The organism is Streptomyces sp. NPDC026672 (assembly GCF_040638185.1).
GTDB lineage: Bacteria > Actinomycetota > Actinomycetes > Streptomycetales > Streptomycetaceae > Streptomyces.
This window is the reverse complement of sequence record NZ_JBEZXS010000006.1, coordinates 166,234-190,428: the sequence shown is the minus strand read 5'-3', so window position 1 is coordinate 190,428 and position 24,195 is coordinate 166,234. Positions and strand designations below refer to the sequence as shown.

Here is a 24,195-nt window from a genome sequence, read left to right as displayed (position 1 = left end):
CTCAACCGGTGTACCGGTAGGTCGCCTGCGCCTGCTCGTACAGCCGGGTCACCTCGTCGCGCTCGGCCTCCGGGCCGCGCACCTGGAGCACGTGGTAGCGGCCCTCGACGAGGATCGCGATGTTGCGGACGAACAGGTCCCGGCCCTGGTCGTCGGTCCAGGTGAACTGCCCCTCGGCCATGGTCCGGTCGCCGACCTCAATGGTTCGCAGGCCCGTAGCGGTGGCCCAACTGGAGTCCCGGTAGGGCTGGAGCTCGCGCTCGCGGTCGCGCTGGTACACCATCGGATCGCTGCCGTTGGCCGCCGTGCCGTCCCGGCCGGGGACGACGATCAGCTCGAAGTCGCCGTGCGTGTAGACGACTTGGCCGCGGCCGTTCTTCGGCGAGCGGTCCCAGCCGCGGGCCACGGCGACCTGGAAGCCCTCGGGGTCCTTGCGCAGGGTGAAGCCGTCGGCGACGGACGGGTCGGTGGTCGTCTGCGTCTCGGCGGAGGGCGCTGAGGACGGCGCGGGGCCCTTGTCGGGGGGTTCCTCGCCCCCGGTCCGCGACGGCGCGGGCGCCGGACTCACCTCTCCCGTGGCGCCGGTGCGGTCGACGCCCCCCGTGCCGCTGTCCGCCTTGGGCAGGAACAGCACGGCGTACGCGATCGCGCCCGCCAGCAGGAGCAGGATCAGCACGAGCAGGGTGCGGCCCAGGCTGCGCGGGGACTTCTCCTCCGGCCGGCCGCGCTTGTGCCGGCCGTGCGGGCTGTTCGCGGGCAGTCCGGCCCGCCGCCTGCGCACCAGTTCGCCGCGGCGCCGCACGATCGGCAGCCGGCGCGGGTCGGGCGGGGCGGCGACGACATGGGCGCCGGCCTCGGCCTCGGGCGCGGAGCGCACCAGCGAGCGCAGCCAGCCGCGCAGTTCCTCGAACTCCGGGCGCTCGGTGGGGTCCTGGCGCAGCAGCGACTCGACGACGGGGCGCAGCGGGCCGCACTCCTCGGCGAAGGCGGGCGGCTCCGCGCACACCAGCTGCACCAGTTCGGCGGTGGACTCCTCCGGGTACGGGGCGTGTCCCTGTACGGCCCTGAAGAGCAGCGCGCCGAGCGCCCACAGGTCGGTGGCCGGGCCGATGGGCGCGGCCAGCTGCCAGTTCTCGTGGACCGGTCCGGCCTGCTCCGGTGCCCAGCGCTCGGTGACGGGTCCCACGACGGTCATCCGGACCTGGCGGGCCCGCTCGGCGGCCAGGGCGGTGGCGGGACCGCGGCCGGCGCCGGGCGCGGGGGCGTCCCACTGTCCGGGGCCGGGGGCGCCCGCCGAGCCGGCCGGCGCCTCGCCGGCGGCGCGGTTCGCCTGGACGGGCAGGGCGGGGTTCCGGGGGCCGGGGGGCGGGACGCTCGCGGAGGGCGGGACCGGGGTGAGTGCCTGGCCGTCGGGCGTGCGGGGCGCGGCGCCGTGCCAGGGGGTGGCGCCCCGGACGCCGTACGGGTCGGCGATCTGTCCCGGGGGGCCGGAAGGGCCCGTGCCCCGGGTGTCGCCGGTGGCCTCCTCGGCGGGCGGGCGGGCGCCCGGGAGTGCCGCGCGCGCGTTCTGCGCCTCCTGCACCCGGGCCGCGGCGCGCGCTCCCGCGCGGTACGCCGCGATCGCCCCGGCGCGGGCGGCGCGGATGTCCTCGCCGGTCTCCAGCGCGGGGCGGGCGGGCGTACCCGGGCCGCCGGCCGTGCCGGAACCGCCCGTCCCCGCCGCGGGCAGCCCTCCGGCCGCCCTGGCCTGAATGGCGGCCCGCCGGGCCGCCTCGGCGTCGACGACGCCCCCGGCACCGAGCCCGGCACCACCACCGGTGACCGGCCCCGAGCCGGCACCACCACGCGGCCCTTCACCGGGCCCGACCGCCGCACGAGCCCCGCCGACCGGGCCACCCGGCCCGCCGACCCCACCGCCGTCCCCTCGCGCACCACCGTGCCCGTAGCCGCCGTGGCCGCCCGCACCCGGGCCGCCCGGACCGGCCGAGCCGCTCGGGCCTCCTGGACCGCCACGCCCGGCGCCGCCCGGCGCGCCCTGTCCGAAACCGCTGCCGCCATGACCGCCCGTGCCCGAAGCACCCGCTCCCCGTCCGCCGGGCGCGCCGCCCTGACCGGCGTGCGGGCGCGCCCCGCCGACCTGGCCGTCCGGGCCGTCCTCGCTCGGGCCGGTGTGCACGGGGGCGGACGGATTCCCGGTTCCCACGGGCCCGTCCTGCGCGGGTATCGGGTCGTAGCCCGACAGGGCCTCCTCCGCCGCGCCCACCGCGAGGCCCGTGAGCATCACCCGGCCGTCGTCGCAGACGAGGACCGTGCGGGCGGTGATGTTGCGGTGCACCCAGCCGTGCGCGTGCAGCACCCGCAGGGCCGTCAGCACGTCGGAGGCGACCTCGGCCGCCCGGTACGGCGTCAGCGGCTGCTCGCCGAGCATCGCGGACAGCGGACGCGCGGCCACCCACTCGCTGACGATCCACAGCGACCCGCCCTCGGCGAACACGTCGAAGACCTGGTCGAGCCGGGGATGGTCGGGGATGCGGGCCGCGGCCTGCGCGGCCTCGACGGCCCGCCGCACCGCGGGATCGGTCGGCCGCCGCGTCGCCGCGCGACCCGCCGCGGGCCGCCGCGCCCCGCGGTCACGCGCCGTGAACCCGTCGGGCAGCCCGTCCGCGTCGAGCACCTCCGCCTCGACGACCTCGGGCAACGGCACCTGCCGTACGAGGACTTCCTGCCCGCTGTAGGTGTCGAAGGCCCGGGTCTCGGTGAGTTCGTACTCGTCGGAGGGGGGCAGCGGCAACCGGTAGCGGTCGGCGAGCACCCGGCCCGCGTAGTCGTCCACGTTGCCTCCCCCGACCGGTCGGTTGCTCAATTCCGTTCGTCGTGCGACCCGTTCTGTATCCATACCTGGATGCGCACGGTTCGCAACCACTCACGATACGTGCCGTTGCCACATCGCAACGGATGATGCCCGATTCTCACGGCTTCGGTTCGAACGACGACGTGAGCGTCTTCCAGGTGTCCTTGCGCAGCGTGTCGTCCCAGTGCGCGGACTCCGCGGTGTACATCAACGCGTACCCGGCATGGTCGTTGACGACGAATCCCCGGTCGATCGTCCGGTACTTCGTGCCGCCGTCGACGTAGGTGAACTCCCAGTCGGCGGTGTTCCAGCCCCGGTAGTCCACCGACTCTATGGTGATGCGCCGGTACTGCGAGCGCACCATGTAGCGCTCCTGGTTCTTCCAGTCGGCTACCGGGTCGCCCTTCGGGGTGGTCGTCCAGGCCACCAGCAGCTTCTGCCCGTCGGGGCCGGTGTACCGGTCGCCCGCGGAACTGGCGGTCTGGAACTTCCAGCCCTTCGGCAGCCCGATCGAGTACCCCTGGCTGCCCTTGCGCGTGGTGACCACCGGGGCGGCGCCCGCGCCCTTCTCCTTGCCACTGGAGTTCGACGCGTCGTCGTCGCCCTCGTCGTCGCCGGACCCGCTCGCGCCCGAACTCCCGTCCCCCGACGTGGAGTCGGCCGGAGCCGAGGCGGACGCGGAAGCGGAGGAGGACGAGGCGCCGTCGGTGCGCGCGCCGTCGGCGTCGCTCTTCGGGCTGCCGGTGCCGGCGCTCGCGCCGGGCACGGGCCCGGCGCCCCGGCCGTTCCCCGCGGTGCCCTTGTTGTCGTCACCGCCGAGCGTGAGGGCCAGCACCGTGCCAAGCACGGCGAGCACGACCACCACCGCGACGATCACCAGGGTCCGCTTGGGCACCACGTCGGTGAGCGGTGCCCGGGGCGCGGTGCGCGGCGGCAGGTCGGGCGGCGTCATCACGGGCCAGCCCGAACTCGGCCTGCCCGCCGCACCGTTGCCGGAGCCCGACGTGGTCTGCGCGCCACCGGAGCTCTGCGCGCCACCGGAGCTCTGCGCGCCGACCGCGCCCACCGCGCCACCGGCCGTCGCGCCGGAGGCCGTGGGACCGCCGGAGGCCGTGGCACCGGAAGCCGTCGCCGACTGCTCCCCGGACCCCGTCGAGGCGTCGCCGGAGCTCTTGGTGCGGGACGCGGCCGCGGCCGCCGTGGCCGCCCCCGCCGCCTTGCGCACGGACCGCAGCGCCCCGCGCAGCTTCTCCCCCGCCTCCGAACCGCCGCCCGCCTCGGGCGACTCGGGCTGCGCGGGCAGCGGGACCACCCGCGTGGCGTCCATCGGCTGCGGCTCGGGCGCGTGGATCACCGCGTCGAGCATGGCGCGGGCGCCCGCGTCGTCCAGCCGCTTGGCCGGGTCCTTGGTGAGCAGCCCGTGGATGACGTCCCTGAGCGGGCCCGCGTTCTTGGGCTCCTCCAGGGGCTCGGTCATCACCGCGGTCAGCGTGGCGATCGCCGACCCCTTGTCGTAGGGCGGCATGCCCTCGACCGCCGCGTACAGCAGTCCGCCGAGGGACCACAGGTCGGCCGCCGGGCCCGGCTTGTGGCCGCGGGCGCGCTCCGGGGAGATGTAGGAGGGCGCTCCGACGAGCATGCCGGTGGAGGTGATGGACGGGTCTCCCTCGACCTGCGCGATGCCGAAGTCGGTGAGCACGACCCGGCCGTCCTCCGAGATCAGCACGTTGGACGGCTTCACGTCACGGTGCAGGATGCCCTCGCGGTGCGCCGAGCGCAGCACGTCGAGGACGGCGAGGCCGACCTCCGCGGCGCGCTTGGGCTCCAGCAGGCCGTCCTCGCGGATGACCTCGGCGAGGGACTTGCCCTCGATCAGCTCCATCACGATCCACGGCCGGTCGTCCTCGTCGACCACGTCGAAGACCGTCACCGCGCTGTTGTTGCGGATCCGCGCGATCGCCTTGGCCTCGCGCAGGGTCCGGGTGATCAGCCGGCGCTTCTCCTCCTCGTCGATGCTCGTCGGGAACCGCAGCTCCTTGACGGCGACCGTACGGCCCAGGGTCTCGTCCTCGGCCCGCCAGACCGTACCCATGCCGCCGCGGCCGAGCACTGCTCCCAGCCGGTAGCGCCCGGCGAGGAGACGTCCGCTCCTGTCCTGACGGGATGTCCCCGCCCGCTCCGCGTCCGACATGCGTCCCCTCATGCAACCCGCCCTGACAGAGCCTCCATTGTCCCTCACCCGACAAGTGCCCGACGCCCAGGGTGCCCCCTCCGGCGTACCCGGCGACGCCGTCCGGGGCCCGGCCGCGCGTCCCGCGGCGCCCGGGACCGCCCGCCCGCGCGGGCACGGTGCCGCGTGTCACAGGGGCACGATGTCCGGCGCCCCCAGCCGGGCGGCGTCCGCCGTCAGGTCGTCCGGCTGCCGCTGGGACTCCCGTTCGGCCTCCACGCGCTTCTCGTAGTGCTCGACCTCGCGCTCGATCTGGTCCTTGTCCCAGCCGAGGACCGGCGCCATCAGCTCGGCCGCCTCTCGGGCGCTGCGCGTGCCCCGGTCGAACGTCTCGATGGAGATCCTGGTCCGCCGGGTCAGCACGTCGTCCAGGTGGCGGGCCCCTTCGTGCGACGCCGCGTACACCACCTCGGCGCGCAGGTAGTCGTCGGCGGCCTGGAGGGGCTCGCCCAGGGAGGAGTCCGCGGCGACGAGGTCGAGGAGTTCCTCGGCCATCGAGCCGTACCGGTTGAGCAGGTGCTCCACGCGCACCACGTGCAGCCCGGTCCGGGCGGCGATCCGCGCCCGCGCGTTCCACATCGCGCGGTACCCCTCCGCGCCCAGCAGCGGTATCTCCTCGGTGACGCAGTCGGCGACCCGCAGGTCGAGCCCGTGCACGGCCTCGTCGACGGCGTCCTTCGCCATCACCCGGTACGTCGTGTACTTGCCGCCCGCGACGACGACCAGGCCCGGGACCGGATGGGCCACCGTGTGCTCGCGCGACAGCTTGCTGGTGGCGTCCGACTCCCCGGCGAGCAACGGCCGCAGCCCGGCGTACACCCCCTGGACGTCGTCGCGGGTGAGCGGGACCGCGAGCACCGAGTTCACGTGCTCCAGCAGGTAGTCGATGTCCGCGCTGGAGGCCGCCGGGTGGGCCTTGTCGAGGTCCCAGTCGGTGTCGGTGGTGCCGACGATCCAGTGCCGGCCCCAGGGGATGACGAACAGCACGGACTTCTCGGTGCGCAGGATGAGCCCGGTGGTGGAGTGGATGCGGTCCTTGGGCACGACGAGGTGGATGCCCTTGGAGGCGCGGACGTGGAACTGCCCGCGCTCCCCCACCATCGCCTGGGTGTCGTCGGTCCACACCCCTGTGGCGTTGACGACCTGCTTGGCCCGGATCTCGTACTCGCCGCCCGCCTCGACGTCCTGCACCCGGGCGCCGACCACCCGCTCGCCCTCGCGCAGGAAGCCGGTCACCCGCGCACGGTTGGCGACCTTCGCGCCGTACGCCGCCGCCGTGCGCACCAGCGTGGCCACGTAACGGGCGTCGTCCATCTGGGCGTCGTAGTACTGCAGGGCGCCGACCAGGGCGTCCTTGCGCAACGCGGGGGCGACGCGCAGGGCGTGGCGGCGGCTCAGATGACGGTGCATCGGCAGGCCCCGGCCGTGGCCGCGGGCCATCGACATCGCGTCGTAGAGCGCGACGCCCGAGCCGGCGTACAACCGCTCCCAGCCCTGGTGCTGCAACGGGTAGAGGAACGGCACCGGCTTGACCAGGTGCGGGGCCAGCCGCTCCAGGAGCAGACCGCGTTCCTTCAGCGCCTCGCGCACGAGGGCGAAGTCGAGCATCTCCAGATAGCGCAGCCCGCCGTGGACGAGCTTGCTGGACCTGCTGGAGGTGCCCGACGCCCAGTCGCGCGCCTCGACCAGTCCCGTGGACAGGCCGCGCGTGACGGCGTCCAGCGCGGTGCCCGCGCCGACCACGCCGCCGCCGACCACCAGTACGTCCAGCTCACGCTCGGCCATGCCGGCCAGTGACTCCGCGCGCTGCTTCGGACCCAGTGTCGCTGCCCTCACCGCTGCCTCCCGCTGTCGGTCGCGTCGGCCGCACCCGGTGGGCGAAGCCCGGTCGATCCCCTCCTCATGCCCAAATTCTGACCGGGTCGCCCGGCTTCAGCCACCACTCGCCCCCAGCCTGTGGACAACCGGCAGGTGAGCGGCGGAGAACCCCGGAAACACACAGGAACACACAGCAACGTAATCCCGCATAACGGTCATATTTACTCCTAGTCTGACATTGCGCTCGCCCGTCCTGTCCACCGGGCTTGCGCACCTGTCCCCTTTCGGCTATCGGGAAGGACGGCCCACGCCATGCCCGCAGACCTCGCCGTCATCGGCCTCGGCCCCTACGGCCTGCCCCTGGCCCAGGCCGCCGTAGCAGCCGGCATCCCCACGCTCGGGTACGCCACCGGGCCGGAGACCGGCGCGCTCAGCCCCGCCGAACTGCGCCGGATGCTCTCGGGGGGCTTCCGGACGACCACCGACCCCACCGGACTCGGCCGGGTGCGCACCGCCGTGATCTGCGCGCCCACCCCGCGCGGGGCGGACGGCGGGCTCGACCTGGGCCAGGTGGAGGCGGCCGGCCGCGCCCTCGCCGGACGGCTGCGCCCGCACACCACCGTGATCCTGGAGTCGCCGGTGCCCCCGGGGACGACCGAGGACTTCCTGCGGCCCCTGCTGGAGGACGGCTCGGGGCTGCGGGCGGGCCGCGACTTCCACCTCGCCTACTCGCCGAGCCGGGTCGACCCCGGCAACCGGGACGTCACCCCGGCCGGCACCCCCAAGGTGATCGGCGGGCTCACCCCGGCGTGCACGGAGTCGGCCGCCGCCTTCTACGCGCGCCTGACGGACAAGGTGGTGCGCGCGCGGGGGCCGCGGGAGGCCGAGACGGTGCAGCTGCTGGAGACGAACTTCCGGCACGTCAACATCGCGCTCGTCAACGAGATGGCCGTCCTCTGCCACGACCTGGGCGTCGACCTGTGGGACGTCATCCGCTGCGCGGAGACCAGGCCGTTCGGCTTCCAGGCGTTCCGGCCCGGACCCGGCGTCGGCGGCCACGGCGTCCCCCAGGACCTGACCGCGCACACGGGCCGCACCCTGCGCATCGTGGAACTGGCCCAGCAGGTCAACAACCGGATGCCCCGGTACGTCGTCCAGCGCGCCGCGGCCCTCCTCAACGAACACGGCAAGTCCGCGCGCGGCGCCCGGGTGTTGCTCCTGGGCGTGACGTACAAGGCCGACCTCGCCGACCAACAGGCCACCCCGGCCCACGAGGTCGCGGTCCGCCTGCTGGAACTGGGCGCGTCGGTCAGCTACCACGACCCGCTGGTCCCGTCCTGGAACGTCCTGGACCGCCCGATCCCCCGCGCCGACTCCCTCTACGAGGCGGCCGCCGGCGCCGATCTGACGATCCTCCTCCAGCACCACAGGACGTACGACATGCAGGGCCTCTCGGTGAAGGCCCAGCTCCTCCTGGACACCCGCGGCGCCACCCCCACGGGGGCGGCGCACCGGCTGTAGGTCAGGGCGGGCACGCCGGAGGGGGCCGGTCGCCGTCCGGGCGGCCGGCCCCCTCCGGGACGTACGGGAGCGGGGACTACCTCCGGTGCTGCGAGTCCGCGACCGTCACCTCGACGCGCTGGAACTCCTTCAGCTCGCTGTAGCCCGTGGTCGCCATCGCGCGGCGGAGGGCGCCGAAGAAGTTCATCGAGCCGTCGGGGGTGTGGGACGGACCCGTGAGGATCTCCTCGATCGTGCCGACCGTGCCCAGGTCGACCTTCTTGCCGCGCGGCAGCTCCTCGTTGACGGCCTCCATGCCCCAGTGGTGGCCCTTGCCCGGCGCGTCCGTGGCACGGGCCAGCGGGGAGCCCATCATCACCGAGTCGGCGCCGCAGGCGATCGCCTTCGGCAGGTCGCCGGACCAGCCGACCCCGCCGTCCGCGATCACGTGCACGTACCGGCCGCCGGACTCGTCCATGTAGTCGCGGCGGGCCGCCGCGACGTCCGCGACCGCCGTCGCCATCGGGACCTGGATGCCGAGCACGTTGCGCGTGGTGTGCGCCGCGCCGCCGCCGAAGCCGACCAGCACACCGGCCGCGCCCGAGCGCATCAGGTGCAGCGCCGCCGTGTACGTGGCGCAGCCGCCGACGATCACCGGCACGTCCAGCTCGTAGATGAACTGCTTCAGGTTCAGCGGCTCGTGCGAGGACGACACGTGCTCCGCGGACACCGTCGTGCCCCGGATGACGAAGATGTCCACGCCGGCGTCCACGACCGCCTTGGAGAACTGCGCCGTGCGCTGCGGGGACAGCGCGGCCGCCGTGACCACGCCGGAGTCGCGCACCTCCTTGATGCGCGCGCCGATCAGCTCCTCCTTGATCGGAGCCGCGTACACCTCCTGGAGACGGCGGGTCGCCGCCTCGGCGGGCAGCTCGGCGATCTCGTCGAGCAGCGGCTGCGGGTCCTCGTACCGCGTCCACAGCCCTTCGAGGTTCAGCACGCCGAGGCCGCCCAGCTCACCGATGCGGATGGCGGTGGCCGGGGAGACGACCGAGTCCATGGGCGCGGCCAGGAAGGGCAGCTCGAAGCGGTAGGCGTCGATCTGCCAGGCGATCGAGACCTCCTTCGGGTCCCGCGTACGGCGGCTGGGGACGACGGCGATGTCGTCGAAGGCGTACGCCCGGCGGCCGCGCTTGCCGCGCCCGATCTCGATCTCAGTCACGTCTGTGGCCTTTCCCTGATGCGTCTCAGCGTCTTCCAGTATCGCCGACGGGTACGCCGAGGGCGGCCCCGGAGCCCCGGAGCCGCCCTCGGCGCTGCCTCGTCCCTACTTGCCGCTGTAGTTGGGTGCCTCGACCGTCATCTGGATGTCGTGCGGGTGGCTCTCCTTGAGGCCCGCCGACGTGATCCGCACGAACCGCCCGTTCTCCTGGAGCTCGGGCACCGTCCGGCCGCCGACGTAGAACATCGACTGGCGCAGGCCGCCGACCAGCTGGTGGACGACGGAGGACAGCGGGCCGCGGTAGGGCACCTGGCCCTCGATGCCCTCGGGGATCAGCTGCTCGTCGGAGGCGACGCCCTCCTGGAAGTAGCGGTCCTTGGAGAACGACTTGCGGTCGCCGCGGGTCTGCATGGCGCCGAGCGACCCCATGCCGCGGTACGACTTGAACTGCTTGCCGTTGATGAACAGCAGCTCGCCCGGCGACTCCTCGCAGCCCGCGAGCAGCGAGCCGAGCATCACCGTGTCGGCGCCCGCGACCAGGGCCTTGGCGATGTCGCCGGAGTACTGGAGGCCGCCGTCGCCGATGACCGGGACGCCGGCCGTGCGGGCGGCGAGGGCCGCCTCGTAGATGGCGGTGACCTGCGGGACGCCGACGCCGGCGACCACGCGGGTGGTGCAGATGGAACCCGGGCCGACACCGACCTTGATGCCGTCCGCGCCCGCGTCGACCAGGGCCTGGGCGCCGTCGCGGGTGGCGACGTTGCCGCCGATGACGTCGATGCCGCCCGAGTTCGACTTGATCTTGGCGATCATGTCGCCGACCAGCCGGGAGTGGCCGTGCGCGGTGTCGACGACGATGAAGTCGGCGCCCGCCTCGATCAGCGCCTGGGCGCGCTCGAAGGCGTCACCGGCCACACCGACGGCGGCACCGACCAGGAGCCGGCCCTTGGCGTCCTTGGCGGCGTTCGGGTACTGCTCGGCCTTGACGAAGTCCTTGACCGTGATCAGGCCCTTGAGGACCCCCTCTTCGTCGACCAGCGGCAGCTTCTCGATCTTGTGCTTGCGCAGCAGCTGCATCGCGTCGACGCCGGAGATACCGACCTTGCCGGTGACCAGCGGCATCGGGGTCATGACCTCGCTCACCCGGCGGGTGCGGTCGGTCTCGAAGGCCATGTCGCGGTTGGTGACGATGCCGAGCAGCTTGCCCGCGGGGTCGGTGACGGGCACACCGCTGATGCGGAACCTGGCGCACAGCCCGTCCGCCTCGGCGAGCGTCGCGTCCGGGTGGATGGTGATCGGGTTCGCCACCATGCCGGACTCGGAGCGCTTCACCAGGTCGACCTGGTTGGCCTGGTCCTCGATGGAGAGGTTGCGGTGCAGAACGCCGACGCCGCCCTGGCGGGCCATCGCGATCGCCATGCGGGACTCGGTCACCTTGTCCATGGCGGCGGACATCAGCGGGATGTTGACCCGCACGTTCTTGGACACGTGCGAGGCGGTGTCGATCTCGTCGGGCGCCATGTCCGACGCGCCCGGCAGCAGCAGCACGTCGTCGTAGGTCAGCCCGAGTGTCGCGAATTTTCCGGGCACTCCGTCGACGTTGGCAGTCATGACACCTTCCCCAAATGGCCTTGATCGGTGCGGATGTCCATGCTAACGGGAAGCGCGGGGCGCACATTCCACGGTCCCGCCCGGCTTCCGACTTCGTATGTTCGTACGGATATGAGGCGCGTCCCGTTCACCACGGGCCCCGCAAGGGCCGTCACTGTTCGGCCAGGGCCCGCAGTCTGCTCAACGCACGGTGCTGGGCCACCCGGACCGCGCCCGGTGACATTCCCAACATCTGACCGGTCTCCTCCGCCGTCAAGCCCACCGCGATCCGCAGCAGCAGCAGCTCGCGCTGGTTCTCCGGGAGGCTGGCCAGCAGTTTCTTCGCCCACTCGGCGTCGCTGCTGAGCAGCGCGCGCTCCTCTGGCCCGAGGGAGTCGTCCGGGCGCTCCGGCATCTCGTCCGAGGGGACGGCGGTCGAGCCGGGGTGGCGCATCGCGGCGCGCTGGAGGTCGGCGACCTTGTGCGAGGCGATGGCGAACACGAATGCCTCGAACGGGCGTCCGGTGTCCCGGTAACGGGGAAGTGCCAGCAGGACCGCGACACAGACCTCCTGGGCCAGGTCCTCGACGAAGTGCCGCGCGTCGCCCGGGAGCCGGGACAGCCGGGTGCGGCAGTAGCGCAGCGCGAGCGGGTGGACATGGGCGAGCAGGTCGTGCGTCGCCTGCTCGTCCCCGTCCACGGCGCGATGCACGAGCGCACCGATCGCCCCCGTGCCCGCCTCGTCGTCGCGCATCGGTCCATGGTGCCCTGCGGCCTCACGGCCCGCGGCACCGCGCTCATCGTTGTGCACCGAAGCGTTATGAGCAGGTGCGCCGGAACTCATCTCCTGCGCCCTCCCCTTCCGCTCGACCGACTCGTCCCCGAGGAACTCCACACCTCAAGGATGCGGCATCCGCAGCGAAACGAGCAGCGGGCGTCCGACGGACCGCGTCGCCCGTCCCGCCCACCACGCGGGTGAGCGGGGGGTGCGGAAGGGTCCGCACCCCCGCCGCCGCTCACGGGGTCCTACCGGACCAGGCCCCACCGGAAGCCGAGCGCCACCGCGTGCGCGCGGTCCGAGGCGCCGAGTTTCTTGAACAGCCGCCGTGCGTGCGTCTTGACCGTGTCCTCGGAGAGGAACAGCTCACGGCCGATCTCGGCGTTGGACCGTCCGTGGCTCATGCCTTCGAGCACCTGGATCTCCCGCGCGGTGAGCGTGGGCGCGGCGCCCATCTCGGCGGAGCGCAGCCGGCGCGGGGCCAGCCGCCAGGTCGGGTCGGCGAGGGCCTGTGTCACCGTGGCCCGCAGTTCGGCGCGCGAGGCGTCCTTGTGCAGGTAGCCCCGGGCGCCGGCGGCGACCGCGAGGGCCACACCGTCGAGGTCCTCGGCGACGGTGAGCATGATGATGCGCGCGCCGGGGTCGGCCGACAGCAGCCGGCGCACGGTCTCGACGCCGCCCAGACCGGGCATGCGCACGTCCATCAGGATCAGGTCCGAGCGGTCGGCACCCCAGCGGCGGAGGACTTCCTCGCCGTTGGCGGCCGTCGTCACGCGCTCGACGCCGGGCACGGTCGCGACCGCGCGGCGGAGCGCCTCTCGGGCAAGCGGGGAGTCGTCGCAGACGAGGACGGATGTCATGGCCGCCCTCCGCAGCTGATGCGCGTCACCTTGAGCCTCCAGGCTGGTACGGAATCGTCACCTGTGCGGTCGACCGTCTCGGACGCCTGCCCGAGCGCTCTTGTTTTCAACCGCCTCCGCACTCTCAACGACGGTCACTCGAAAGAGTTACGGGGGTACACGACCTCTTCGGCACTCTACGTGAGGGCGCGCACACGATGCAGACCTGCCCGGAGGACCCACAATTTTTCATCACAACCTATGCCCCATTTGAGCCATTTTCTTCCTGTTCGCCAGTGTCTGGGGCTAGATTCGCAATGAGTCATATTTTCATCTTCTTAGACCGGAGATGTACGGTCGTTGGCACCGTATCCGCCCAGATCGGCTACAAGGGGTCACGTAATGGCAGATTTCTCCCGCCTTCCCGGACCGAACGCGGACCTGTGGGACTGGCAGCTCCTCGCTGCGTGCCGCGGGGTCGACAGTTCGCTCTTCTTCCACCCGGAGGGTGAGCGCGGGGCGGCTCGGAGCGCTCGAGAGAACTCGGCCAAGGAGGTCTGCATGAGGTGCCCGGTCCGCGCGGAGTGCGCGGCGCACGCGCTGGCCGTGCGGGAACCGTACGGAGTGTGGGGCGGCCTGACCGAGGACGAACGCGAGGAGCTCATGGGGCGGGCGCGCAACCGGCTGGTGTCGGCCACGACGTCCGGCGGGGACACCGCCCCGAACACCTGAAGGAACGTTTCTTCACGCAGGAGACAACAGACAGGAGACCGTGGGGCAGGAGACCGTGGGGCAGGAGACCGTGGGGCAGGAGGCAGTCGAGGGAACAGGTCGGCGCGGCGACGCGTGCGCGCGACTACGCGTGCGCGCCGGAAGCTTCACGCCCGCCGGGCCGCCGCCGCCAGCTGCTCCAGCGTCGCCGAGACCGCGGGGACCTGCGCCAGGTCGGGCAGGGTGAGCGCGACGATCTCGCGCCTGACCGCCGGTTCAAGGTCCAGCACGCGCACGCCCCGGGGCCGTACGGACTCCACGGCGAGCTGGGGCAGGACGGCCACGCCGAGGCCCGCGCCCACCAGGCCGACCACCGCGGGGTAGTCGTCGGTGGCGAAGTCGATGCGGGGCGTGAAGCCCGCGCCCTCGCACACCTCCACCAGCTGGCCGCGGCAGCGCGGGCAGCCCGCGATCCAGGGCTCCCCGGCGAGTTCGCCGATGGCGACGCGGCCGGTCCGCGCGAGCCGGTGCCGCTCGGGCACGAGCCCCACGAGCCGGTCCGTGAGCAGGGGCCGGACGACCAGGTCGTCCCACTCCTCGGCGCCCGCCGCGCCCTCGTACCGGAAGGCCAGCGCCACGTCGCAGTCGCCCTCGCGCAGCAGGTCGACCGAGTGCGGCGGCTCGGCCTCCTCCAGGGAGACGCGCGTGCCGGGGTGGGCGGCGCGCAGGGCGGCGAGGGCGGTGGGGACCAGGGCGGAGCTGCCGCTGGGGAAGGAGACCAGCCGGACCCGGCCCGCGCGCAGGCCGGCGATGGCGGCGACCTCCTCCTCGGCCGCGGTGAGTCCGGCGAGGATGCCGGAGGCGTGCCGGACCAGGGCCTCGCCGGCCTGGGTCAGCCGCATCGACCGGCCGCCGCGGACCAGCAGCGGGGTGCCGACGGAGGCTTCCAGGGCCTTCATCTGCTGGCTGACGGCGGGCTGGGTGCAGCCCAGCTCGCGCCCCGCGGCCGAGAAGGAGCCGGTGGTGGCGACGGCGCGCAGGACACGGAGATGACGGGCCTCGATCACCCCTTGAGCATAAGCGTGACTTGGATGGCGAGCCGAATATCGCGTCGACACTTTGGGTATGGTCACGTAGCGTGAGCACCATGGACCTTCTCTCTGTGAACCTGGGCCGCCCGAAGGCCGTGCCGTACACGGAACAGCCGGAGGGCGTGACCGGCATCGACAAGCGGCCGGTCGACCACGCGGTGCGGGTGGCGGCGCCGGGCCCCAAGGGGGTGGGGGCGAGCGGCCTCACCGGCGACGCGGTGTGCCACCTGCGCCACCACGGCGGCGACGACCAGGCGGTGTACGCGATGGCGCGCGAGGACCTCGACGACTGGGAGCGCGAGCTGGAGCGGACGCTGGCGAACGGCTCGTTCGGGGAGAACCTGACGACGCGCGGGGTGGACGTGTCCGGCGCGCTGATCGGGGAGCGCTGGCGGATCGGCCCCGAGGTCGTCCTCGAAGTCACCTCCGGGCGCGTCCCGTGTGCCACGTTCCAGGGCCACTTGGGCGAGCGGGGCTGGGTCAAGAGGTTCACGCGGAAGGGTGCGCCGGGTGCGTACCTCCGGGTGATCCGGCCGGGCGAGGTCCGGGCGGGCGATCCGATCGAGATCGTGCACCGGCCCGACCACGACGTGACGGTGGCCCTCCAGTTCCGCTCGGGGACGACGGAGCGGGAGCTGCTGCCGCGGGTGCTCGTCGCGGGCGAGGCCCTGCACGCCCAGGCCCTGGCCGAGGCCCGGGAGTACGTGGCGCGGTACGGCGGCGGGGCGGCCCGTTCCCACTGAGCCCGACGGCCCGTCACGGGGTGGCCGCGCACGCGGGCTTCACGGATCGGGAGGCCCTGTGCTCGGGGCGGGTGCGCGGCGTCCGGGTAACTAGTCTTGGGCCATGACAACGGCTCTGATTACGGGATCGACCGCGGGGATCGGCGCCGCGTTCGCGCGACGCCTGGCGGCGGACGGGCACGACCTGGTCCTGGTCGCCCGGAACACCGGGCGGCTGCGCGAGCAGGCGACCGAGCTGCACGACCGGCACGGCATCGAGGCGGAGGTGCTCACCGCCGACCTCGCCGGGGACGAGGGCATCGAGGCGGTCGCCGCCCGGCTCGGCGACCGGCGCAACCCGGTGGACCTGCTGGTCAACAACGCGGGGTTCGGCAACAAGGGCCGCTATCTGGACGTGTCGATGGCCGACGAGCTGAGGATGCTCAAGGTGCACGTCGAGGCGGTGCTGCGGCTGACGTCGGCGGCGACGGAGTCGATGCGCGAGCGCGGGCGGGGCGGAGTCGTGAACGTGGCCTCCGTGGCGGCGTTCGTCCCGAGGGGCACCTACGGGGCGTCGAAGGCGTGGGTCGTGCAGTTCACGCAGGGCGCGGCGCGGGACCTGGCGGGCACGGGCGTGCGGTTGATGGTGCTGTGCCCGGGTTTCACCCGCACGGAGTTCCACGAGCGGGCCGGGATGGGCACGGACAACATCCCCGGCTGGATGTGGCTGGACGCGGACAAGCTGGTCGCGGCGGCGCTGAACGACCTCGCGCACGGCAGGACGGTGTCGATCCCGGACCCGCGGTACAAGGCGCTGATGGGCCTGGCGAAGGTGACGCCGCACCGGCTGCTCGGCGGGATCACCTCGAAGACGGGGCGCAAGTACGGCCCGCAGTGAACCCGCGCACGGCGGGGGTGCCGGGCACCGCACCGGTGGGAAAATGGGCGTGACGGAACCGGACCCAGGGGGGCCGGAGGCGGCGCCATGACGTTCGTACAGCTCATCGAGTGCAGGACCAGCCGGTTGGACGAGGTGGACCGGCTCATGGACAGCTGGGTCGAGCAGACCCGGGGGAAGCGGACCGCGACGCACGACCTGGTCGGCCGGGACCGGTCCGACGCGTCACACATCGTCGAGATCGTGGAGTTCGCGTCGTACGAGGACGCGATGCGCAACTCCAACCTGCCGGAGACGGACCGGGTCTTCCGGGACCTGGTCGCCCTGTGCGACGAGATCCCGACGTTCACGGATCTGGACGTCGTGCGGGACGAGCAGCTGGGCACGGCGGCCGCGCGGCGGTTCTTCGAGGTGATGGCGGCGCCGGGTGAACTGCCGCCGCTGGACGGGCTGCTGGCCGAGGGGTACCACGACCACGATCCGGCGCGCGAGCAGGACGCCATCGGGATGGACGCGGTCCGCCGGGAGATCACGGTGTGGCGGGACGGCTTCGACTTCGCGTTCACCCTCGACGACCGGATCGCGCAGGGCGACAGGGTGTGCGTCCGCTGGACCTTCGAGGGCACGCACAAGGGCGAGTTCCTGGGCCTGCCGGCGACCGGGCGGCGGGTGACGATGACCGGGACGACCGTCTTCCGCTTCGGCGCGGACGGGAAGATCGCCGAGGGCTGGTGGCAGTACGACCGCCTCGGCCTGATGGCCCGGCTGGGTGCGCTGGACGCGCTGGAGACCTGATCCGAAGGACGCCCGCGAGGGGCGGAAGCCCCCGCTCCCGGTGACCGGGAGCGGGGGCTTCTTCCGTGCTGCTTCGGCGTGGTGCCGTTGCCTCAGTGGGCGTGGCCGTGACCGTGGCCCGCGGCGGCCGGCTCTTCCTCTTCCTTCTTCTCGACGACCAGGGTCTCGGTCGTCAGGAGGAGGGCGGCGATGGAGGCGGCGTTCTCCAGGGCGGAGCGGGTGACCTTCACCGGGTCGATGACGCCGGCCTTGACCAGGTCGCCGTACTCGCCGGTGGCGGCGTTGTAGCCGTTGCCCTTCTCCAGCTCGGCGACCTTGGAGACGATGACGTAGCCCTCCAGGCCGGCGTTCTCGGCGATCCAGCGCAGCGGCTCGACGGCGGCGCGGCGGACGACCGCGACACCGGTGGCCTCGTCGCCGGTCTTGCCGAGGTTGCCCTCCAGCACCTTGACGGCGTGGACGAGCGCGGAGCCACCACCGGAGACGATGCCCTCCTCGACCGCGGCGCGGGTCGCGGAGATGGCGTCCTCCAGACGGTGCTTCTTCTCCTTCAGCTCCACCTCGGTGGCGGCGCCGACCTTGATCACGCACACGCCGCCGGCGAGCTTCGCGAGGCGCTCCTGGAGCTTCTCGCGGTCCCAGTCGGAGTCGGTGTTCTCGATCTCGGCCTTGATCTGGGCGACGCGGCCGTGGACCTCTTCGGTCTTGCCGGCACCGTCGACGATCGTGGTGTCGTCCTTGGTGACCGTCACGCGGCGGGCGGAGCCCAGCACGTCGAGGCCGACCTGGTCGAGCTTGAGGCCGACCTCCTCGGAGATGACGGTGGCGCCGGTGAGGACGGCCATGTCCTGGAGCATCGCCTTGCGGCGGTCGCCGAAGCCGGGGGCCTTCACCGCGACGGCGTTGAAGGTGCCACGGATCTTGTTGACGACCAGGGTCGACAGGGCCTCGCCCTCGACGTCCTCGGCGATGATCAGCAGCGGCTTGGAGGCGTTGGTCTGGATGACCTTCTCCAGCAGCGGCAGCAGGTCCGCGATGGAGGAGACCTTGCCCTGGTTGATGAGGATGTAGGGATCCTCCAGGACGGCCTCCATGCGCTCCTGGTCCGTCACGAAGTACGGCGACAGGTAGCCCTTGTCGAAGGCCATGCCCTCGGTGAAGTCCAGCTCCAGACCGAAGGTGTTGGACTCCTCGACGGTGATGACACCGTCCTTGCCGACCTTGTCCATGGCCTCGGCGATCAGCTCGCCGACCTGCTGGTCCTGGGCGGACAGCGCGGCGACGGCGGCGATGTCGGACTTCTCGTCGATCGGCCGGGCGGTGGCGAGCAGGTCGTCCGAGACGGCCTTGACCGCGGCGTCGATGCCCTTCTTCAGGGAGGCCGGGGAGGCACCGGCGGCGACGTTCTTCAGACCCTCGCGCACGAGCGCCTGGGCGAGCACGGTGGCGGTGGTGGTGCCGTCACCCGCGATGTCGTTGGTCTTGGTCGCCACCTCCTTCACCAGCTGGGCGCCGAGGTTCTCGTACGGGTCCTCGATCTCGACCTCGCGGGCGATGGTGACGCCGTCGTTGGTGATGGTGGGAGCGCCGAACTTCTTGTCGATGACGACGTTGCGGCCCTTGGGGCCGATCGTCACCTTGACCGTGTCGGCAAGCTTGTTGACGCCGCGCTCGAGGGCGCGACGGGCGTCCTCGTCGAACTTCAGGATCTTCGCCATGACAGCGTGAGCCCTCTCGGAAATCTCGGATGAAAGAAACTGCGCCCCGGGCGCCCGGTCCTGTTAGCGGTCGCGGGGGCCAGGGGCGCAGCTCGAAGCAGAAATGCTGAGGTGACTTACTTCTCGATGATCGCGAGGACGTCGCGAGCCGAGAGGACGAGGTACTCCTCGCCGTTGTACTTCACCTCGGTGCCGCCGTACTTGCTGTACAGGACGACGTCGCCGACCTTGACGTCGAGCGGCAGGCGCTCGCCGTTCTCGAAGCGACCCGGACCCACGGCGAGGACGGCGCCCTCCTGGGGCTTCTCCTTCGCGGTGTCCGGGATGACCAGGCCAGAGGCGGTGGTCTGCTCGGCGTCGAGCGGCTGGACCACGATGCGGTCCTCGAGCGGCTTGATGGCAACCTTGGAGCTGGCGGTCGTCACGATCCGACCTCCCCCTTCGGAGATCTCACGGGGTTAACTGTCTGAGGTGGCGACCAGGTCGATCCGTCGTCGCGGGTGCCGGACCTGCCCGTCGCTGTGTTGGCACTCTCGTCTGCCGAGTGCCAGAGCCGAGACTATGACCGCGATTAGCACTCGGTCAAGCGGAGTGCCAATTGCCCGCGGCGCGTCAGCCGGAAATCCCTCCTCGGGCGGCCCGGTGCCGGCGACTCGGACTCAGAGGTAGTCCTCCAGCCGGCCCACCGTCAGGCCGGCGCGCTGGGTCTCGCGCAGCAGGCGGGTCGTGCGTTCGCGGAGGGTGGGGCCGGTGGACTCGTCGGGGCCCACCAGGACGACGTCGCCGGGGCGCAGCCGCGCCTCGCCGCGGGCGTAGGAGATGCCCTCGGCCGTCATCGCGGCCCGCCACAGGACGACCGCCGAGACGCCGCAGTCCGCCGCCGCGCGCAGGGTCGTGGTGTCGTACGTGCCGTAGGGCGGCCGGAACAGGCGGGGGCGGATGCCGAAGCGGGACCTGACCTTCTCCTGCTGGCCGCAGATCTCGGCGCGCTGCCCGGCGTACGGCAGTCCGCGCATCGCGGGATGGTCGAGGGTGTGGTTCTGGACGCTCGCGCCGACGGACTGGAGGCGCGCGAAGTGGCCGTAGCCGGGTCCGACCACGCTGTCGGTGAGGAACAGGCTGACGGGCAGGCGCAGTTCGCGGACCATGTCGACGAACCGGGGGTCCTTCTCGGCACCGTCGTCGTAGGTGAGGAAGACGACCTTGTCGGAGGTGCCGACGTGGTCCACGACGGGCGGCAGCCCCGGGCCGGCCGTGCGCGGTGCCGCGGTGCGGGCGACGGGGGTGGGACGCGGGGCGAGCGGGGCCGCGAGGCCCCAGCGGCGGTAGGCGGGTTCCGCCTCGGGGCCGTGCGACCGGACGCCCTGGGCCGCCTTCTTGCCGAGCCGTTCGATGGGGTCGACGGACTGGGCGCAGCCGCTCAGGACGCAGCCGGTGAGGGCCAGGGCGGCCGCGAGGACGGCGGTGGACCGCCGGTGCCCCGCCGCCGGCCGCCTCACAGGTAGTCCTCCAGGCGGGCCACGGCGTATCCCTCGCGCGTGACCTTGTTCAGGAAGCGGCGCATGTCGTCGGTCATCGTGCCGTTCCACTCGTCGCGGCCCTGGAAGTGGGTGAGGACGATGTCGCCGGGGTGCAGGCTCCGGTCCCACTCGCGGTACTCCCAGCGGTCGACGAAGACCTCCTCGTCCCAGATCGGCGCGTACTCGATGCCGCAGGACTTGGCGGCGCGCAGGGTGTCGCCGTTGTAGTTGCCGTACGGCGGGCGGAAGAGGGTCGGGCGCTTGCCGAACTGCCGCTCCATGACGTCCTGCATGCCGCAGATCTCGTGCCGCTGCTCCTCGTAGGAGAGTCCGGGCAGGTAGGGGTGGGTGAGGGTGTGGTTGTTGAGGGTGACGCCCTGCGACTGCATCCTGCGGAAGTAGCCGTAGTCGTCCTCGACCAGGTAGTTGCTGAGGAAGGCGGTGTACGGGACCTTCAGTTCGCTCATCATGCGCAGGAACGCCGGGTCCTTCTCGGCGCCGTCGTCGATGGTGAGGAAGACGACCTTGTCCTTGGTGGGGATCGTGGTGAAGACCGGGGGGAGGCCGTCCGTCACCTGGCCGTCGACCTCGAAGCCTTCGCGGGCGGCGATCCTCGGCTTCCGCTTCGGGGGCGGCGGGGGCGTCAGGGGGGCCGCGTCGAGTCCCCAGCGGTGGGCGGCGGCGACCAGGGCGGCACGGCCGGCGGGCGGGCGGGTGGTGTGGTCGTCCGGTCCGCGGGCGGGCGGTGCCCCCAGGGGGTGCGAACCCTCGGCCGGGCGCCGCTCCGTCTCCCCGCCCGGCGCCGAGCAGCCGGTGACGACCGCGGCGACGGCGAGCACGGCGAGGCCGCCCCGGACGGCCGTTCGCCCACCCCACGCCCTCTTTTGATCGTTTTGTCCTACTACTCGCATGGGCCCGGATCCTCGCAGGCACCCGGCCCCGGCCCGGCCCGACACCGCCACCGCGGGCGCAGCGTCCACCGACTGGCCCACAATGACCCGGTGAACGACCTGCTCCCCCTCCACGCGCTGCTCACCCCCGAGGGCCGCGCCCTCCTCGACGAGGTCCGCGACACCGCCCCGGCCGACGAACTCGCCGTCGCCACCCGGCTGCGCCGAGACCACCCCGCCGACCTGGTCTCGGCGGCGCTCGGCCAGGCCCGGCTGCGGCAGCGGGCGGTGGCGAAGTTCGGCGCCGAGGACGCGGGACGGATGTTCTTCACGCCGAACGGGGTCGAGCAGTCGACGCGGGCCGGCGTGGCGGCGTACCGCGCCGGGCGGCTGCGGGAACTGGGTGTCACGTCCGTCGCCGACCTGTGCTGCGGGATCGGCGGCGACGCCCTCGCCCTCGCGCGGGCCGGCATCCGGGTACTGGCGGTGGACCGGGACCCGCTGACGGCCGAGACCGTCCGGGCCAACGCCCGCGCGCTGGGCCTGGACGACCTGATCGAGGTGCGGGAGGCGGACGTCACCGGGGTCGACACGGCGGCGTACGACGCCCTGTTCGTCGACCCGGCACGGCGCGGCGGCCGGGGGCGGATCTTCGACCCCGAGGCGTACTCGCCGCCGCTGTCCTGGGCGGTCGGCGCGGCCCGTGCCGCCCGGGTGGCCGCGCTGAAGATCGCGCCCGGTGTTCCGCACGAGGCGGTGCCCGCGGAGGCCGAGGCCGAGTGGATCTCGGACGGCGGCGACGTGAAGGAGGCGGTGCTGTGGTTCGGGACCGGACGGCCGGGCGCCGTCCGCGCCACACTGCTGCCCGGTCCGCGCACCCTGCCCGGCCGGGGGCTGCCCGACCCCGGGGTGCGGGAGGTGGGGCGGTACCTGTACGAGCCCGACGGCGCCGTGGTCCGGGCGCATCTGGTCGCCGAGGTCGCGGAACGGGTGGGCGGCGGGCTCCTCGACGCGACCATCGCGTACGTCACCGCGGACGCGCTGGTGGCCGAGGAGTTCGCGACGGCGTACGAGATCACCGATCACCTGCCCTTCAACGTCAAGCGGTTGAAGGCGCTGCTGCGCGAGCGGGGGGTGGGGACGCTGACCGTGAAGAAGCGCGGCTCGGCCGTCGAGCCGGAGGAACTGCGCCGCAAGGTCAGACCGCAGGGACCCCACGCGGCGACGGTGTTCCTCACCCGGGTCGCCGGCGCCCCGGCCATGCTGATCGGCCACCCCGCCCGGTGAACCGCCCTGTCGGGACACTAGGCGAGTTCGGCCGCCCGGTGGCGCAGGAGGGTGCGTTCGCGTTCGTTGCGGGCCAGGGTGGCCGCCCGCTCGACCGCGGCCCGCGCCTCGTCCGTGCGGCCCAGCCGCTCCAGCAGGTCCCCGCGCACGCTGGGCAGCAAGTGGTAGTCGCGCAAGGCCGGTTCGTCGGCGAGGGAGTCCACGATGCGCAGGGCGGCGGCCGGGCCCTCGGTCATCGACACGGCGACCGCGCGGTTCAACTCGACCACCGGGGACGGGGACCGGGCGGCGAGCAGACCGTAGAGCGTGGTGATGGCCGCCCAGTCGGTGTCCGCGTAGGCGGCGGCCCGCGCGTGGCACGCGGCGATGGCCGCCTGGAGGACGTACGGCCCCGGCGCGCCGGACGACGCGGCCTCGGCGCGCGCCAGGGCCGCGACCCCGCGCGCGAGGAGCGGACGGTTCCAGCGGCGCCGGTCCTGGTCCCGCAGGAGGACCGGTGCCCCGTCGGGGCCGGTGCGGGCGGCGGTGCGGGACGCCTGGAACTCCAGGAGCGCGGCCAGGGCGTGCACCTCGGGCTCCTTCGGCATCAGCGAGGCCAGCACCCGGGCCAGCCGCAGGGCGTCCTCGCACAGACCGGGGCGCAGCAGGTCGTCGCCCGCCGTCGCCGCGTACCCCTCGTTGAAGATCAGGTAGATGACCTCCAGGACCGAGCCGAGCCGGGCCTCGCGGTCGGGGCCGTACGGCACCTCGAAGCCGATGTTGCGGGTCGCGAGCGTCCGTTTGGCGCGCACGATCCGCTGGGCGACGGTGGGTTCCGGTACCAGGAAGGCGCGGGCGATCTCCTCGGTGGTCAGCCCGCCGAGCAGCCGCAGGGTGAGGGCGGTGCGGGCCTCGGCGGACAGCACCGGGTGGCAGGCGGTGAAGACCAGGCGCAGCAGGTCGTCGTCGATGTCGTCCGGGTCGGCCGGCTCCTCGGGCGGCGCGGCGCCCTCCAGGTCCCGGCCGATCTCCGCGAGCTTGCGCGCGTAGCGCTCCCGGCGCCTGACCAGGTCGACGGCGCGGTTGCGGGCGGCCGTCGTGAGCCAGGCGCCGGGGTTCGCGGGCACGCCGTCCCGCGGCCACTGCTCCAGGGCGGCGACCAGGGCGTCCTGTGCGATCTCCTCGGCGATCCCGAGGTCCCGCACGATCCGGGCCGCGGCGGCGACGACCCGGGCCGACTCCATCCGGAAGACGGTCTCGACCACTCGGGCCGCGGTGGGCTGCTGCTGTTCCACAGCCCACCATGCAACACCCCGGGCCGGTGGTGCGCCAGAACCGCCGGTCAGGCCTCGGCGATCTCGCGCACCTCGCAGGTCACCGTCCAGTGCTCCTCGTGGACGCGGACGAACCGCTTGGTCCACTCGACCGCCTCGTCCATGTCCTTGCACTGGGTGATGGCGTAACCGCCGACGACCTCCTTGGACTCGGTGAACGGGCCGTCCGTGACGGAGAGCTTCCCGCCCTCCCAGTGGACCCGCCTGCCCTGGCTCTGCGGGGTGAGCCCGGCCGTGTCGAGCATGACGCCCGCCTTGGTGATCTCCTCGATGAGCGCGCCCATCCGCTCCATCAGTTCGGGGCTCGGGCCCTCCGGCGGCGCGGTGGTCTCGTCGATGCGCACGAGGGAGAGGTAACGCGGCATGGTGACTCCTCGGGTGGCGGCGGGGTCCCTCCCCGCCTCTCACCCATGACGTCGAAC

Annotated in this window: 20 protein-coding genes; 6 read left to right on the top strand and 14 right to left on the bottom strand. The window is 73.0% G+C overall.

What is annotated here, in order from left to right; all coding sequences use genetic code 11:
* Position 1 precedes the first annotated feature (1 nt).
* From AB0F77_RS09310 to AB0F77_RS09300, 3 genes are all read right to left on the bottom strand, one after another.
* Entirely contained in the window at positions 2-2,833 is a 2,832-nt protein-coding gene (locus tag AB0F77_RS09310) for a protein kinase (RefSeq protein ID WP_361943952.1), read from the bottom strand.
* A gap of 136 nt (positions 2,834-2,969) precedes the next feature.
* On the bottom strand, positions 2,970-5,042 hold the full coding sequence (locus tag AB0F77_RS09305) for a serine/threonine-protein kinase (RefSeq protein ID WP_361943949.1): 2,073 nt from the start codon (positions 5,040-5,042) through the stop codon (positions 2,970-2,972).
* A gap of 168 nt (positions 5,043-5,210) precedes the next feature.
* Positions 5,211-6,917 (bottom strand): glycerol-3-phosphate dehydrogenase/oxidase, encoded by a 1,707-nt coding sequence (locus tag AB0F77_RS09300; protein WP_361943946.1) that lies wholly within the window; start codon positions 6,915-6,917, stop codon positions 5,211-5,213.
* 294 nt (positions 6,918-7,211) lie between these two features.
* Between AB0F77_RS09300 and AB0F77_RS09295 the strand changes: the two genes are divergently transcribed.
* Positions 7,212-8,420: a nucleotide sugar dehydrogenase gene (locus AB0F77_RS09295; protein WP_361943943.1), complete on the top strand. Its 1,209-nt coding sequence runs from the start codon at positions 7,212-7,214 to the stop codon at positions 8,418-8,420.
* Between the two features lie 76 nt (positions 8,421-8,496).
* Here AB0F77_RS09295 and AB0F77_RS09290 read toward each other — a convergent pair whose 3' ends face one another.
* The 4 genes from AB0F77_RS09290 to AB0F77_RS09275 all read right to left on the bottom strand — a co-directional run bounded on the left by AB0F77_RS09290 (position 8,497) and on the right by AB0F77_RS09275 (position 12,849).
* Positions 8,497-9,621 carry a GuaB3 family IMP dehydrogenase-related protein gene (locus tag AB0F77_RS09290; RefSeq protein WP_189311967.1) on the bottom strand — a complete coding sequence of 375 codons (1,125 nt, stop codon included), beginning with the start codon at positions 9,619-9,621 and terminating at the stop codon, positions 8,497-8,499.
* A gap of 105 nt (positions 9,622-9,726) precedes the next feature.
* Entirely contained in the window at positions 9,727-11,232 is a 1,506-nt protein-coding gene (guaB, locus tag AB0F77_RS09285; protein WP_361943939.1) for an IMP dehydrogenase, read from the bottom strand.
* Between the two features lie 151 nt (positions 11,233-11,383).
* Positions 11,384-11,965 (bottom strand): sigma-70 family RNA polymerase sigma factor, encoded by a 582-nt coding sequence (locus AB0F77_RS09280; RefSeq protein WP_361943936.1) that lies wholly within the window; start codon positions 11,963-11,965, stop codon positions 11,384-11,386.
* A 272-nt stretch (positions 11,966-12,237) separates the two neighbouring features.
* Positions 12,238-12,849, bottom strand: coding sequence for a response regulator transcription factor (locus AB0F77_RS09275; protein ID WP_003948568.1), 612 nt, complete (start codon positions 12,847-12,849; stop codon positions 12,238-12,240).
* Between the two features lie 381 nt (positions 12,850-13,230).
* On the opposite strand from AB0F77_RS09275, the gene AB0F77_RS09270 reads away from it, so the two are divergent.
* Complete coding sequence (locus tag AB0F77_RS09270) at positions 13,231-13,560, top strand: WhiB family transcriptional regulator (protein WP_361943933.1); 330 nt, start codon at positions 13,231-13,233, stop codon at positions 13,558-13,560.
* A gap of 146 nt (positions 13,561-13,706) precedes the next feature.
* Here the strand turns inward: AB0F77_RS09270 and AB0F77_RS09265 are convergent, their stop codons facing one another.
* Positions 13,707-14,606, bottom strand: coding sequence for a LysR family transcriptional regulator (locus tag AB0F77_RS09265; protein WP_361943930.1), 900 nt, complete (start codon positions 14,604-14,606; stop codon positions 13,707-13,709).
* An 80-nt stretch (positions 14,607-14,686) separates the two neighbouring features.
* Between AB0F77_RS09265 and AB0F77_RS09260 the strand changes: the two genes are divergently transcribed.
* The 3 genes from AB0F77_RS09260 (at position 14,687) to AB0F77_RS09250 (ending at position 17,045) form a co-directional block, all read left to right on the top strand.
* Positions 14,687-15,373 (top strand): MOSC domain-containing protein, encoded by a 687-nt coding sequence (locus AB0F77_RS09260; protein WP_361943927.1) that lies wholly within the window; start codon positions 14,687-14,689, stop codon positions 15,371-15,373.
* Positions 15,374-15,476: 103 nt separating this feature from the next.
* Positions 15,477-16,250, top strand: coding sequence for an SDR family oxidoreductase (locus tag AB0F77_RS09255; RefSeq protein WP_361943925.1), 774 nt, complete (start codon positions 15,477-15,479; stop codon positions 16,248-16,250).
* A gap of 87 nt (positions 16,251-16,337) precedes the next feature.
* A complete protein-coding gene (locus AB0F77_RS09250) occupies positions 16,338-17,045 on the top strand; it encodes an ester cyclase (RefSeq protein WP_361943922.1) in 708 nt (235 codons plus the stop codon).
* 92 nt (positions 17,046-17,137) lie between these two features.
* Here the strand turns inward: AB0F77_RS09250 and groL are convergent, their stop codons facing one another.
* The 4 genes from groL to AB0F77_RS09230 all read right to left on the bottom strand — a co-directional run bounded on the left by groL (position 17,138) and on the right by AB0F77_RS09230 (position 21,194).
* Positions 17,138-18,763, bottom strand: coding sequence for a chaperonin GroEL (gene groL / locus AB0F77_RS09245; RefSeq protein ID WP_361943919.1), 1,626 nt, complete (start codon positions 18,761-18,763; stop codon positions 17,138-17,140).
* Positions 18,764-18,879: 116 nt separating this feature from the next.
* Positions 18,880-19,188: a co-chaperone GroES gene (gene groES / locus AB0F77_RS09240; RefSeq protein ID WP_039652762.1), complete on the bottom strand. Its 309-nt coding sequence runs from the start codon at positions 19,186-19,188 to the stop codon at positions 18,880-18,882.
* 234 nt (positions 19,189-19,422) lie between these two features.
* Positions 19,423-20,262 (bottom strand): polysaccharide deacetylase family protein, encoded by an 840-nt coding sequence (locus tag AB0F77_RS09235; RefSeq protein WP_361943916.1) that lies wholly within the window; start codon positions 20,260-20,262, stop codon positions 19,423-19,425.
* Complete coding sequence (locus tag AB0F77_RS09230; RefSeq protein WP_361943913.1) at positions 20,259-21,194, bottom strand: polysaccharide deacetylase family protein; 936 nt, start codon at positions 21,192-21,194, stop codon at positions 20,259-20,261. Before AB0F77_RS09230 ends, AB0F77_RS09235 begins: the two co-directional genes overlap by 4 nt.
* On the opposite strand from AB0F77_RS09230, the gene AB0F77_RS09225 reads away from it, so the two are divergent.
* A complete protein-coding gene (locus AB0F77_RS09225; RefSeq protein ID WP_361943910.1) occupies positions 21,177-22,460 on the top strand; it encodes an SAM-dependent methyltransferase in 1,284 nt (427 codons plus the stop codon). The two genes, AB0F77_RS09230 and AB0F77_RS09225, sit on opposite strands and share 18 nt — an antisense overlap.
* A 17-nt stretch (positions 22,461-22,477) precedes the next feature.
* Here the strand turns inward: AB0F77_RS09225 and AB0F77_RS09220 are convergent, their stop codons facing one another.
* Entirely contained in the window at positions 22,478-23,683 is a 1,206-nt protein-coding gene (locus AB0F77_RS09220) for a sigma-70 family RNA polymerase sigma factor (protein WP_361944283.1), read from the bottom strand.
* Positions 23,684-23,781: 98 nt separating this feature from the next.
* A complete protein-coding gene (locus AB0F77_RS09215; protein WP_361943907.1) occupies positions 23,782-24,138 on the bottom strand; it encodes a YciI family protein in 357 nt (118 codons plus the stop codon).
* Between the last annotated feature and the right edge of the window lie 57 nt (positions 24,139-24,195).

Bases quoted from the DNA above. Each gene is read 5' to 3' on its own strand.
- AB0F77_RS09295 (WP_361943943.1), top strand. From the start codon at position 7,212: ATGCCCGCAGACCTCGCCGTCATCGGCCTCGGCCCCTACGGCCTGCCC.
- AB0F77_RS09280 (WP_361943936.1), bottom strand. From the start codon at position 11,965: ATGCGCGACGACGAGGCGGGCACGGGGGCGATCGGTGCGCTCGTGCAT.
- AB0F77_RS09250 (WP_361943922.1), top strand. From the start codon at position 16,338: ATGACGTTCGTACAGCTCATCGAGTGCAGGACCAGCCGGTTGGACGAG.
- AB0F77_RS09255 (WP_361943925.1), top strand. From the start codon at position 15,477: ATGACAACGGCTCTGATTACGGGATCGACCGCGGGGATCGGCGCCGCG.
- guaB (WP_361943939.1), bottom strand. From the start codon at position 11,232: ATGACTGCCAACGTCGACGGAGTGCCCGGAAAATTCGCGACACTCGGG.
- AB0F77_RS09305 (WP_361943949.1), bottom strand. From the start codon at position 5,042: ATGTCGGACGCGGAGCGGGCGGGGACATCCCGTCAGGACAGGAGCGGA.
- AB0F77_RS09220 (WP_361944283.1), bottom strand. From the start codon at position 23,683: ATGGAGTCGGCCCGGGTCGTCGCCGCCGCGGCCCGGATCGTGCGGGAC.
- groL (WP_361943919.1), bottom strand. From the start codon at position 18,763: ATGGCGAAGATCCTGAAGTTCGACGAGGACGCCCGTCGCGCCCTCGAG.
- AB0F77_RS09275 (WP_003948568.1), bottom strand. From the start codon at position 12,849: ATGACATCCGTCCTCGTCTGCGACGACTCCCCGCTTGCCCGAGAGGCG.
- AB0F77_RS09215 (WP_361943907.1), bottom strand. From the start codon at position 24,138: ATGCCGCGTTACCTCTCCCTCGTGCGCATCGACGAGACCACCGCGCCG.
- AB0F77_RS09260 (WP_361943927.1), top strand. From the start codon at position 14,687: ATGGACCTTCTCTCTGTGAACCTGGGCCGCCCGAAGGCCGTGCCGTAC.
- AB0F77_RS09230 (WP_361943913.1), bottom strand. From the start codon at position 21,194: ATGCGAGTAGTAGGACAAAACGATCAAAAGAGGGCGTGGGGTGGGCGA.
- AB0F77_RS09270 (WP_361943933.1), top strand. From the start codon at position 13,231: ATGGCAGATTTCTCCCGCCTTCCCGGACCGAACGCGGACCTGTGGGAC.